This window comes from Pseudoalteromonas sp. SG45-5 (assembly GCF_014164085.1).
Lineage (GTDB): Bacteria > Pseudomonadota > Gammaproteobacteria > Enterobacterales > Alteromonadaceae > Pseudoalteromonas > Pseudoalteromonas aliena.
This window is the reverse complement of record NZ_JACJEM010000043.1, coordinates 13970-26686: the sequence shown is the minus strand read 5'-3', so window position 1 is coordinate 26686 and position 12717 is coordinate 13970. Positions and strand designations below refer to the sequence as shown.

Below are 12717 nucleotides of genomic sequence, written 5' to 3'. Positions count from 1 at the left end.
GCGAAGCGCTAAATTTTCTAAACATCTTGGCTATTGTACTTCATTTGTTCGTTACAAATAAAATACAACTGTAATATTTTTTTAATAAGCGGTTATGCTTATAACTATTTACAGCTTTTGTGCGATAACATTTAGCAAAAAAATATACTACGCGGGTTTTATGACAAATATATGAAATGAAAATTTGAGGTATAAAAAAACCCACTACAAAGTTGTAGTGGGTTTTTAATATAACTTAGTTAAGGCTTATTATGTGCCTAAAGTTATAGCTTAAAACTTATAGCTTACGCCAATTTTAGCCTGCCAAGCAGACGAAGAACTAATGCGTGAGTAATTACGAACGTCGGCACCTCGGAAGCTATTGTCTATCTTGTATCTACCTTGGTCATCTAATCCACCAAAGTCATAAATAGTTTGGTTAGAGTAGCTTAGGCGTTCCTCTATACCCCAATCGCTATTTAGCAGGTTTGCGAAATTATCTATCATCAGATACACCTCGCCACTATGACCTTTAGCAAAACCAGGTATTTCTTGCTTAATACTCACATCCATTGTAGTAACCCAAGGTTGAGTCGCGGTATTTTTACCTAAAATACCTCCGCGTTGAGATATACCGGCACGCTCTAATAACGGCTCTAGTTCAGCCCACGTCATTTTAGACTCATCCCAGTTTACATTTGCATCGTCTGCACCTGTAGGAATATATGGTAAGTAAGCACCATTCGAGAAGAAAGTACTTGTATCGCCTAAATCACCATCTTTATGCATATTCATTGTGTAACTAAATGGGCGACCAGAGCGGCGCTCAAAGTAAACGTTGAATTTAGTTGCATATCCTTCAATGAACTCAGTGTTATATGCTAAATTAATTTTAAAACTGTGTTCAACTTCATAAAAGCCGCGCGCAGCAATATCTTGATTGCGGTTTACAGTAATATTGTGCTTATAGTTCCCTTCGGCTTGAGATGCAGAGCCAGCTGATGATTCAGTCACATCTTGGTGCGCATAACTTGCTGATACAAACAAGCCATTATCCCATTCTTTAGCAATACCAGTTGAAATAATGATTGAGCGCCCATCATCTGATGAATTAGTCATCTCTATATCAGCATTATCTCTTAAAGAACCACTGTATATAGTTTGGTTTATCACGCGCTCACCATCAGCAGCAACACCTACTGGGTTAATAGATGAATTATGCCATACGGCTTCATTTTCTTTTTTATGGTAAGCAATCTCAGCTTGCCATTTAAAGCCGTCGCCTAATAACTCAGAATCAAAATCATACTCAAAACCAATTTGGGTACGAATACTTGAAGGTAGTTTAAAATTAGGATCGATATAAGCTACGCTACCAGCACCTTGGTTTAATGAATTCTTAATTTCATCAGGTACTTTAGTGATATCTGCAGGATTATTTGCATAATAATCATTTATTACATTATTAGGAGCCGATACTAAGGTTATACCATCACTTTGGAATGAGTTATTATACCAAACATTAGGAATACCACCTTGGAAACGACCAATACCACCATTAATGGTAAGTGCTTCAGTTGCATAGTATTTAAATCCAACGCGTGGCAGGATAATATCTAAACCATCAAGATTTTCTTGGTTGGTAAATCCATAAGTGCTAGCAAAACTCTCATTTAGCGTTGGTTTGTCATCTGAAGAAAGGCGCTCATAACGAACACCGGCAGTAACTTCTAAGTCATCACCTACATAAAAAGTATCTTCAATATACAATGCTAGTTGGTTACGTCTAACGTCGTATGCTGTATCAGCAGAGTTATTTGTATAAGCATTTTGGTAAGAGAAATCATATGAACCAACTTCACGATTTTCGAATTTTTCTAAGCTATCGAATTTCCATGAGCCTAGCGAGTTTTGAGCAAATAAATTATACAAACGAAGTGACTCGTACTGAGCTCCAAAGTTTATTTCGTGCTCATCCATTAAATATGTAGCATCTAATGTAAATGTTAGATTTTGTGTTTCAGAGCGATTTGCATGACGGTATTGATCCGTACCAAAGCTATAAGAAGGTCCATTTCGGCCATCTTCATCTACAGAAATACTACCTAAGTTAGAACGAGTTGCACTATCAGAGCTAACATCTTTGTAAGAAATACCAATTTCAGTTGAAAAATCTTCGTTCCAATCAGAATAAAGTTTAGTTGCAAAATTATTAAATTTAGTAACATAAGCATAAGTATTTGATCGTAACACTATAGAGTTACCACCATTGCTAGAATTACGCTCGTCTTGATCATCCTGCCATTGGTAAGTAAAGTCTAAACGATGATCATCACTTGCATTCCAACTCAATTTAACTAATAGATTTTTATTTGTATTTTCAGGTGCGCCTGCTAATGAATCAGTTAACCCGTATTCATTATTTAAAATAGAAATAAAGCGGTTATAGTTAGCTTCAGACGTATTAAACTCATTTGCAGCACCTGAGCCTTCAAAGCCATAATCTAAATCTTTTTCTTCTGACCACTCAGCGTAATTCACAAAATAAAATAATTCATCTTTAATAGCTGCGCCACCAACATTAAAGCCAAACCTTTCTTCAGTTTTAATTGGTTCAACTTTATTTGTTGAGTACGTTTTGTGACCTAATTCATCCAAGTCATCTTCTTCACGAATGCTTTTAAGATCGCCTGCAAGTTCTGGTGTTGAAATCTCGTAAAAGCCTGAAAACTTAAATTCGTTAGTACCACTTTTTGTTACAGCGTTAATTGTGCCGCCACCAAAGTTACCTTTAGATGCAGAAAATGGCGATACATCGACAGATACTTGCTCAATCGCATCAAGTGCTACAGGAGGCTGAGATGTTGGGTAACCGCCAAAATTCAGACCAAAATCATCATTTTGACCAATACCATCAACAGTTAAACCGTTTGTACGTGGGTTACTACCAGCAAACGTTAGTTCACCGTTACCGTTGATGCTTGCTAATGGGTTTAAGCGCGCAATATCTTTAATATCACGGTTAAAACTTGGCATATTCTCAATTGTGTCAGCACCAAAAGTACTGCTAGAACCGCCTGATTGCTGAACTATTTTATAACCAGACACTTCAATCTTTTCAATATTTAATGGCGCCAGTTGTGAACTTAAACGGTATGTTTCACCAAGGTTTAAGAAGATATTTTCAACTGTAGTATCATTGAATGTGTCAGAATCGATGATTACCGTGTATGGACCACCTACACGTAAACCATTCGCGATAAACGTACCGCTTTCGTTAGTTGTTAGCTCACTAATAGTACCAGTAGGTTGGTGAACAACTTTAATTTTAACGTTTGCAGCACTGCCACCTGAAGGCGTTGTAATTTTACCACGCATTGCAGATGAAGTGTCAGCAGCCATTGCGCTTGTAGAAACACCTAGAGCTAAAATTACGGCTCCAGTTAATTTCGAAAGGCGAAGCTTAGTCATAATATTGATTTCCCGTGTGTAGGTTATTTAAGTTTAATTTGCAGTTTGTTGATCAGTATTCATTTTAAGTGCTGTTTCTAACTCTTTGGCTGACGGATCAAATAGAGTATTGAGTAATCCAGCTAAGCGAATGCCAGCTTGTTGTAAACGCGTTTTTACTATCGGTGTGTTGTTGTATATGTAGCTGTAGCCAATTTCTTCATTCGTTGATTTGTAGATTTTATTTGCTAAATTACGTGATTCTTCAAGCCAAGCTGTTGGCGAACTTTGTAAATAGTCAGCAATTAATTCGCTATTGTTGGTATCTATAAATTGTGCAAACTCGGTATACGATAGGTTTTGATTTTCGATTAACTTTGTATCCCAAAGACTATGAAGGTTTGTTTCTTCTCTAAAAAAAGAAACTTTAATTTTATTACCACCTCTGTCTTCGCTTCTGCCAGCATGAAATGGCTGATGACTATCACCGACCAAGTGCACTAAAAAACGTAAACTAAATTGCTTTGCATCAAGTGAGCTCTTCGCGTCAGTCAATGTTTGCATTGAATAGTGGATGCCTTCAAGAATATTACTAACAGACTCTTTAGCATGCGTATGTGCATGGTTTAGGCTCAACGCTTTATTTGGCGCTGCGTTAATGTAATGCCAACGAGAAGATTTTTTTTGCCAAAACTCGCCAGGGGCAGAGCGCATTTCATCAGGCCATGTAGATATTTGTGCTAACGATTCACCATCAAGATAAGGAAGTATGGCTGCTTTAGTTGTTTCGCTTATGTGAGACTCTGCAAGTTTTCCTATAATACGATGACCATTTTGGCCCCAAGCATATGAATCAGTGCTTGTGAAAATTGCACTAATTAACAGTGCTGAAGATATCGAGTATTTTAAATTGCTATGCATTAGAACTTCCTAAATGAATGCTTCATGTCGTTGCTACAAGTTAATGCGGTCAATTGTCCGCATTTTTAACGTTAATAGGAAGGACTCAATAAAATTCATAATTTCTCATTCATAACCCTTTAAATTCAATGCCTTAGATTTAATGGGTAAAATTACTTGTTGTAATAAGTAAGTAAAGTTGTTCAAATGCGTTATACAACTTAATTTTGAGTAACACTTCGTTGAATTTAAAAAAAGTCATGTTGCAAAAAACTTCAATTGTGACATTTTTGTTTCTATTACTGGTCATTACATGGATATGCGGTCAATTTATTGTTGACAACGATGACTTACATTTTCCGGTAATGATTGAAACCTCAACCGAATGCAAAACAACGGCGACAAGTAATAATGGTCAACTGATAGTTTTTACACAATCAAAAAAAATAGCAAAATCGTTAACACAAAACTTGTGTTCTGATAACGTTGTGGCTAAACAATACGGCTCAGTAATAGGTTACTGGGGTTACAGAACCGCAGATAGTTTTGAGTTTGTAGGAAAGGGAATTGCAGATTTAATTTTAGCAAAGAATAATATAATGGCCGCGTTTAAGGCTGAATCTACTTATAACTATCAGCCAGTTGTTGGGTTTGCTGATTACACGGCATTTTTTATTTCATCGAGGGAAAAACCGCGTCTAACAAAAGAGTATTTTTTAGATAAGCGAGTTGGTTTACTTGATTATCCTACAAGTCGATCTGGGCATATTTTACCGAAACAAACATTTAAAGAATTAGATATTAACTTAGCCAATTTAGATGTTACGTATGCTCGTTCGCACAACGAGCTCCGCGATTTACTGGCTAATGGGCAAGTAGATATTATTGCTTCGTTTTGGAAAGAAAGTGACGCGCAGCGTTTTTCAAAAAACTACATTACTCCATTAAGCAATAATGTCTCTGGAACACGTTGGTATTTAAAAATGCAGCAACAAAATACTGATCTCTTGTGTAGTGTTCAAACACACTTATTGGCAATGTCTAAAGATCAGGCGCTACATTATTATCAAGACGTTGAGGCATACTGGAACTGCGAGACTAAAAACGTCAGCTTTAAAGGTGAGTTGGATGATGAGTAAATTGACTATACCGGTTTTTACCCTGATCTTGTTTTCTATGTTTTCCAGCGTGTTTTATATTTCCGCTAAGCAAAAGCAGCAAGATGTAGTTAAGCTAAGAATCAATGAAATAGAGAAGCAGGTTGCACTTGATTTACCACTTCTGGATTTATCTAATAAATTATTGAAACATGTGGGTAATAAAGAAGCCATTGACGACTACATTAAAAAGTTAAATGGTCTGCTACCTAATAACAATGTAACACTTAAAAATATAACCCCCGCGAGTGAATCAACGGTTAAATTAGCGCTAGATGAGAGCGTTAATTATTTACGCGCTAATAATGGGCATGTTCTACTTATATTTAATACACAAAATAAAGTGATAGCAGTACGCCACTTTATTGTATTTACAATACTTTTTGTATTGAGTATATGCTTGAGTATGTGGCTCAAATTGATTTTGGTTCAAAGTAGTCACAATACAAAGCATCCAAATTTAAGCAGCAACGCTTTCGAGCACGCGCCGCTTTCACTTATTATTGACCTTAACAGTAAAACCCTCTCTAGTTCCTATGCCATTGACTTGCAGACGTCCTTAGCTAATAAGCCTTTATGTTTTTATTTGGCTCTTGTTGAATTTTGCGAACGCAATAGTGATAGCGTCCTTAATCAAAATAAAAATGTGCCAGATGAGCTTGTTGAGTTGGCAAATAAGTATTTTCATCGGTTAGTTGAATTAGGACACACAGTAAGAAAGCGACCTAATTTTAATAGCAGCCTTGAAAAAACATTAAGTGAAATTCGCGCTGCACTTGATGAAGTGCTGAATGACTATCCTGATCAAAAAGATATTTATTATCCACCAAAGGCCTATGGTGAGGGTTCACGTTCACGATTACATAGTTATGGTTTAGTCAATATAGATAAGGGGCATATTGAAATTATAGGAAAGTAAGCAAGTCCAACAAGCTGTATACGTGTTTGGGCTATTAAACGCATAAAATCACTCTCTAACGTCGGTAAAGTTTTAATAACGTGAGAGAGTGATTTTCCAATCTAAGATTTTTTGCTTAAACAGCTTGGCATTTAACCTGAACTCAGATTATTTAGCAATTCATACCTTTATTTTGGTGAATACTCAGTTACCTTTATAGGGCTATTTTGAGAAATAAAGTTTTTAAGTGCTTGTGCATCGGTTTCATCGGTACTTACATAGCCTTGCAATTTAGTAATCGTTGGGTATCCATCGCCGCCAGATGCATTGTAACTATTAAGACTCATGCGATAAATTTTATTTTTGTCCAACGGTTGCCCATTAATGGAGACCTTAATTAGTTGCCCATTTTTACGTTCAAACGATAGTTTATGATATTGTAAATAAGCGCCAGAATCAGCCGGAAAGGCTGTTACTACATTTAGATAATTCCATAAGTCGCTGCCTTGCCAATCCATATAAGTGATACGGTTTTTGAAAGGGTGCACTTTTAAAATGTCTTTATAACTTACTTCCCCAGCTTCAATTGAGCTGCGAATACCACCACCACTTATTAATCCAAAATCAGCACCTACCGTATTCATTTGTGCCTGAATGATTACCCGTGCTAGGTTAGTTTGTTGATAGCGTACTTTGTTTCTGTCGCCTTCTAAACGAGCATCAACATCGCCTATTTTACCTTCAATTTGTTTAGCGCCTTTAGCTTGATATACCGCTAAAAAAGATTCAAGTTTTGAGTCTGGTTTAATGTACTCGTTTGCTAATACTGCTTTGGTAGAGCCATCAGCTTGTACTTTATCAGTATATAAATTAACTGGCATAAGTTTGTAGTCAAGTAATGTTAATTTACCATTTTCAAGTTTAAACTCAGCTTTGCCAACATACTTACCCCATTCATGGGCTTGCATTATGTACGTACCATTTTGTTGATCAGGTTTACAGGCAAGACCTGGCTTAAAATTATCGTCGTTGATATTTTTACCTGCCATACAAATAGGCTCTTGAGAGTGCCCACCTATTATCATATCAAGAGTATTGGCAGGCAATGAGCGAGCTAGCGTTACATCGCCAGGCGCATTAATACCAAATTGGGCATCTATGTAATGGCCCATATGGGTAAGTGCAATAGTGATGTCTGGATTGTATTGCGCTTTAATTTTTTTTGCTAAGGCCGCTGTTATTTCTACTGGATCTTTAAATTCTAAATGCCCAATGTACTGCGGGTTACCTATTTTGGCTGTGTCTGTTGTTGTGAGGCCAATCACAGCGATGGTTAATCCATTTTTTTTAAATATTTTATAACTGTCGAACGCATGTTCACCAGTCGATTTTTCAAAAATGTTTGCAGATAGGAAGGGGAAATTAACCCATTTTTGCTGCTGTTTTAATATAACGATAGGATTATCGAATTCGTGATTACCTAGTGCCATTGCATCGTAACCAATTAACGCCATTCCTTTAAAGTCGGGCTCTGCTTTTTGTAAGTCAGACTCAGGTATGCCGGTATTTATGTCACCGCCTGATAGCAGTAATACGGCATGGCCTTGTTTTTGTGCATCATTACGTAATGAGTCGATAAGCGTTTTACGGGCCGCCATTCCATACTCACCTTTCTCATTATGCCAAAAGCGACCATGGTTATCATTAGTATGAAGTATTGTTAAATATTCAGTAGAAGAATTGCTTGATACAGGATCTAAAGTTAAAGATGTACAGCCAAGTACACTTAAAATAAACGTGAAAAAAATAATTATACGCATAAAACACCTATGGATTAAGGCCTACTTAATTTATTAGGTGGGTAGTTTAAACTAGTTTTATGCTAAAAAAACGTAGTTATTTATTTTTTCGTTTAATTACAATTAGTGGCAGCACGCTCTCTTCGTTTCAATTCTTTGCTCGCGATTTCTGCTTTGTTATGTTTAGCCGCTATCATCCATGTTAAAAAGCTTGCGGGTAACTTTGTGTAAGCTTGGCCTTTATGTGAACCGAAGTCACAAATTGTGTGGTTTGTATCAGACATGGGTATTTTCTGTGGTTTGTTATTTTTATTGATATTAACAAATGTACTGAACTGGGAAAGATGATTTAGTTTTATATTAAGGACTTTGTATAACTAAAAAGCATATTAATGTAACTAAGTTGTTATCAATGCGGTATGATTTGTATTAATTATCGCTTTTAGATCGATTTTTAAAGTGGCTGATATTATCCTGCCCATGAAGCACTCTCCTAAATAAATATAAAAACAGGAATACAACATGAAAAAAATTTTAATTGGCTCATTATTGGCTACAGCTAGTTTTACAAGTACTGCAACTCTTGTAGAAATGAAAACTAGCCAAGGTGTTATCGAAATCAATTTATTTGATAAGCAAACCCCTAAAACAGTGAGTAATTTTTTAAGTTATATTAATGATGGTTCGTATAATCAAACGGTGATCCACCGTTCAATAAATGACTTTGTAATTCAAGGGGGGGGATTTACTTTTTCTGATTCACTAGACCCAATTACCGTTAAACCAGCCGTTGTGAATGAGCCTGTGTTTTCAAATGTTAAAGGCACTATTGCGATGGCCAAAAAGTCAGGTAATGCAAATAGTGCGACAAGCCAGTGGTTTTTTAATATGGCTGACAACAGCGCAGGTAGCCCAAAACTAGATACTCAAAATGGTGGTTTTACAGTGTTTGGGCAAATTACTGCGGCAAGTCAAGTGACGCTTGATAAAATTGCTGCGTTGGTTCATTGTAAAGAAATGCCTGTTGTTAATTATACTGCTGCGCAATGCTCAAGCAGTGATGCAACCATGAGTAATGCCAATTTGGTATCTATTGAAAGTATATCAATTGTAAATGATGATCCTGATTCATCACAAGGTTTAACAGCTGTAGTGAATACCTTAATTAAAAAGGACACATCGTCTTCAAATAGCAGTTCAAGTGGTAGTCTGGCGTGGATTTTAGGTGCCTTCTTACTTGTATTACCTAGGTTTAAGTGGGTTAAGTAAATATTTATGAGCGACTTTAAAGTCGCTCATAAAACTTGTATTGTATGTTTACGAGGATCCTTACTAATATTTTCTACCATTCCGTCTCTAAAGAATAGCTATAGAGCAGTAATGTATTTTTTGAGCCCAAATTATCCCTTCATCACACCGTCGTATTCATTTTTACAATATGTTACATAACTATATGGTATTTAGTGGCTTGTTGTTAGGTGATAATGTTAATTTAAACACATAGATTTAAGTATTACGTCTGCATTTGACTGTGACTACAGTCGTTTAAAAGGCGATTACCAGAGGCATTATCAGCCTTAGACCTTAAACATATTAAATTAGCTATTTATTTTTGTTATCTTAAAATGGAAAAAAAATGAAAAAAATTATTGGCTTTAGCGCCATAGCACTTGCTGTTTTAAGCGGTTGCTCGAATACGTCTCCTATCTCTCAAGCACCACAGGCTGCTTTATTATCAGACACTCTAGTTGTTAGCCCGAATGATAATCGTCAATACAAAACCCTTAAGCTAGCTAACGATATTGAAGTTATTTTAGTTTCAGACCCAAGCGCAGAAAAATCAGCAGCTTCACTGAGTGTCGGTGTTGGCTTGTTGCACGATCCTATGTCGCAACAGGGAATGGCACACTATTTAGAGCATATGTTGTTTTTAGGCACTGAACGCTACCCTGATACCAAAGGGTATTCTGATTTTATGACCAAGAATGGTGGTGCGCACAATGCGTATACATGGCTTGATATTACGAATTACATGTTTAAAGTTAATAACGATGCGTTTGATGAAGGGCTAGATCGTTTTGCTGATTTTTTTAAAACACCTAAGTTATACCCTGAGTACACAGATAAAGAAAAAAATGCAGTAAATGCTGAGTGGTCAATGCGCCGCGAAATGGACTTCTTTGGGCAGTTTAAATTAGCCCGTAAAATGATGGGTGAACACCCAGCTAATCGTTTTTTAATTGGTAACTTAGAAACATTAGGCGACAAAGAAGGGGGCTCGCTTCATAAAGAAACAGTTGATTTTTATAATAAATATTACTCTGCAAATATTATGAAAGTTGCGCTTATTTCAAATTTAACGATAAGTGAAATGGAGCAAAAAGCACAAAAATACTTTGCTGATATAGAAAATAAAAACATCGACAAACCAACAGTAACAACAAAACTTGATTTTGATAACGCAGGCGGTAAACGTGTGTTTTATGCGCCAAATGAAGATGTAAAACAGCTACAACTTGATTTTACTATTGCTAATAATAACAGTGAGTTTGCAGTTAAACCAAACCGCTTTGTAGCTTATTTACTAAGTAACGAAATGCCAGGTAGCCCAGCGCAACTGCTTCGCGACAAAGGTTGGGTATCTCAGCTTTCAGCTTCATCAACACCTAATCAGTATGGTAACTACGGGTCATTAAATGTAAATGTAGAGCTGACAGATGAAGGCATGAAAAATCGCGAAATGATTGTCGCAACAATCATGCAATACATCGATTTAATTAAACGTGAAGGCGTAGACAGTAAATACTTTAATGAAATTCGCACATCACTCAGTAACCAGTTTAAGTTTTTAGAAAAAGGTGATGAGTTTAATTATGTCAGTGCACTAACGCAAAGCATGCAAGATTATCCTTTAAATCACGCGATTAATGCGCCTTATCATTATGCGAAGTTTGATGCTAATGCGGTAAATAAAGTACTAGAGCAGTTAAATGCCGATACGCTTCGAATTTGGTATATTTCACAGCAAGAAGAAACAGATTCGAAGCTACATTTTTACGATGGTAAATATCGTATTAGTGATATTGGCGAACAAGAGATCGCCAGCTGGAAAAAACCAAGTGAGTTTAAGCTTGTACTACCAAGCGTTAATAATTTATTACCAGAAAGTTTTGCAATCAAAACGCATGCATTTAAAGAGCAAAAACACCCTGAGCTGGCTTACGATAAAAATGGTGTAAAAGTATGGCGTCAAGCAAGTCAAAAATTTGCAGAACAACCAAAAGGTTTGGTTGAAGTGTACATAAATACAGAATCTGGTTTGAGCGATATTAAGGCGGAAGTTTTGTATTCTGTTTGGGCTGATTTGTACAATATTCAACAAAGCCAGCTAAGCACTGAAGCAGCTGTCGCGGGTATGAGTGTGAGTCTTGTGCCAAGCAACGGACTTGTTTTATCGATGAGTGGTTTTACGGATAAACAAAATGTTCTTCTAAAACAAGCATTAAGTGGTCTAAATAGTGATATTACAGCGCAAGCTTTCAACCAAGCTATTGACCGTTTTAAGCGAGATTTATTAAATGAACAAAAGCAGTTTCCATATGCACAAGCTTTTGGTGAATATTCAAAATTAATTCGTACTGGCAGCTTTGACACAGATGAGCTTATTAAAACGGCAGATTCGCTTACCTTAACAGACTTTAATGAGTTAAAACAAAGCACATTAGCAAATAATGATTTACGTGTATTTAGTTACGGAAATTATAACCAGCAAGACATTGATGCAATAGCAGGTGAGCTAGCTGCTGTTTTACCTAACAATCATAAGCATACTGACTTTGTTCGCAGTAAAGCGTGGTTGCCACAACTAGGTGAAGCATTGGTATTGCAAAAAGACATTGATGTAGCTGATGTTGCCGTCGTTGACATGACAATAAATCCAACACCGGGCTACAAACAAAAAGCACAGGCTGCAATATTACAAGGCCATTTTAGCACTATCGCATTTGATAAAATGCGTACTGAAGAGCAACTTGCATACGCAGTTGGGGCATTGGCGCGCCCAATTGAAGAGTACTCAGCAATTGGTTTATTTATTCAAACGCCGGTTAAAGGGCCAAAAGAGATTCAAGCTAGGTTTGATAAGTTTAAAAAAGAATACGCAGTTGAGCTAGATAACATGACTGAAGAAACCTTTGCACAACTTAAAAACGCAACGCTTGTATCCCTCAAAGAGCAACCTAAAAACCTAAGTGATGAAATGGGCCCGCTTATAAGTGATTGGTACCGTGAAAATTTTAACTTTGATTCTAAGCAAAAGCTGATTAATGAAGTTGAAAAAGTAACGCTTGCTGATATAAAAGACTACTACAAGCAAACCATGCTTAATCCTAATGCTGCACGTTTAAATGTTCAATTACGCGGGGCTAAGTTTATCGAAAGTGACTTTGCCAATTTACCAAATCAAACTAAAATCATAACGCTTGATGCCTATTACAATGGTATTAAACTACAAAAATAAGCTTTATTTATGTAG

The 12717-nt window shown here is 36.5% G+C and carries 8 protein-coding genes; 4 read left to right on the top strand and 4 right to left on the bottom strand.

Annotated elements, in window-relative coordinates:
• Positions 1–270: 270 nt before the first annotated feature.
• Positions 271–3450: a TonB-dependent receptor gene (locus H5119_RS14220; protein ID WP_182702715.1), complete on the bottom strand. Its 3180-nt coding sequence runs from the start codon at positions 3448–3450 to the stop codon at positions 271–273.
• 33 nt (positions 3451–3483) lie between these two features.
• The gene (locus tag H5119_RS14215; protein WP_182702714.1) at positions 3484–4350 is read right to left on the bottom strand and encodes a S1/P1 nuclease; all 867 of its coding nucleotides are present in this window, start codon (positions 4348–4350) and stop codon (positions 3484–3486) included.
• 239 nt (positions 4351–4589) lie between these two features.
• Between H5119_RS14215 and H5119_RS14210 the strand changes: the two genes are divergently transcribed.
• A complete protein-coding gene (locus H5119_RS14210) occupies positions 4590–5468 on the top strand; it encodes a hypothetical protein (protein WP_138585283.1) in 879 nt (292 codons plus the stop codon).
• Positions 5461–6405, top strand: a complete 945-nt coding sequence (locus H5119_RS14205; protein ID WP_182702728.1) for a hypothetical protein — start codon at positions 5461–5463, stop codon at positions 6403–6405. Before H5119_RS14210 ends, H5119_RS14205 begins: the two co-directional genes overlap by 8 nt.
• 167 nt (positions 6406–6572) lie before the next feature.
• Here the strand turns inward: H5119_RS14205 and ushA are convergent, their stop codons facing one another.
• Positions 6573–8204, bottom strand: coding sequence for a bifunctional UDP-sugar hydrolase/5'-nucleotidase UshA (ushA, locus tag H5119_RS14200; RefSeq protein WP_182702713.1), 1632 nt, complete (start codon positions 8202–8204; stop codon positions 6573–6575).
• A gap of 92 nt (positions 8205–8296) precedes the next feature.
• Positions 8297–8467 (bottom strand): hypothetical protein, encoded by a 171-nt coding sequence (locus H5119_RS14195; RefSeq protein ID WP_182702712.1) that lies wholly within the window; start codon positions 8465–8467, stop codon positions 8297–8299.
• Positions 8468–8705: 238 nt separating this feature from the next.
• Between H5119_RS14195 and H5119_RS14190 the strand changes: the two genes are divergently transcribed.
• The gene (locus H5119_RS14190) at positions 8706–9452 is read left to right on the top strand and encodes a peptidylprolyl isomerase (RefSeq protein WP_182702711.1); all 747 of its coding nucleotides are present in this window, start codon (positions 8706–8708) and stop codon (positions 9450–9452) included.
• A 367-nt stretch (positions 9453–9819) separates the two neighbouring features.
• Positions 9820–12702 (top strand): insulinase family protein, encoded by a 2883-nt coding sequence (locus H5119_RS14185; RefSeq protein WP_182702710.1) that lies wholly within the window; start codon positions 9820–9822, stop codon positions 12700–12702.
• Positions 12703–12717: the final 15 nt, after the last annotated feature.

Bases quoted from the DNA above. Each gene is read 5' to 3' on its own strand.
- H5119_RS14190 (WP_182702711.1), top strand. From the start codon at position 8,706: ATGAAAAAAATTTTAATTGGCTCATTATTGGCTACAGCTAGTTTTACA.
- H5119_RS14210 (WP_138585283.1), top strand. From the start codon at position 4,590: ATGTTGCAAAAAACTTCAATTGTGACATTTTTGTTTCTATTACTGGTC.
- H5119_RS14220 (WP_182702715.1), bottom strand. From the start codon at position 3,450: ATGACTAAGCTTCGCCTTTCGAAATTAACTGGAGCCGTAATTTTAGCT.
- H5119_RS14215 (WP_182702714.1), bottom strand. From the start codon at position 4,350: ATGCATAGCAATTTAAAATACTCGATATCTTCAGCACTGTTAATTAGT.
- H5119_RS14195 (WP_182702712.1), bottom strand. From the start codon at position 8,467: ATGTCTGATACAAACCACACAATTTGTGACTTCGGTTCACATAAAGGC.
- H5119_RS14185 (WP_182702710.1), top strand. From the start codon at position 9,820: ATGAAAAAAATTATTGGCTTTAGCGCCATAGCACTTGCTGTTTTAAGC.
- ushA (WP_182702713.1), bottom strand. From the start codon at position 8,204: ATGCGTATAATTATTTTTTTCACGTTTATTTTAAGTGTACTTGGCTGT.
- H5119_RS14205 (WP_182702728.1), top strand. From the start codon at position 5,461: ATGAGTAAATTGACTATACCGGTTTTTACCCTGATCTTGTTTTCTATG.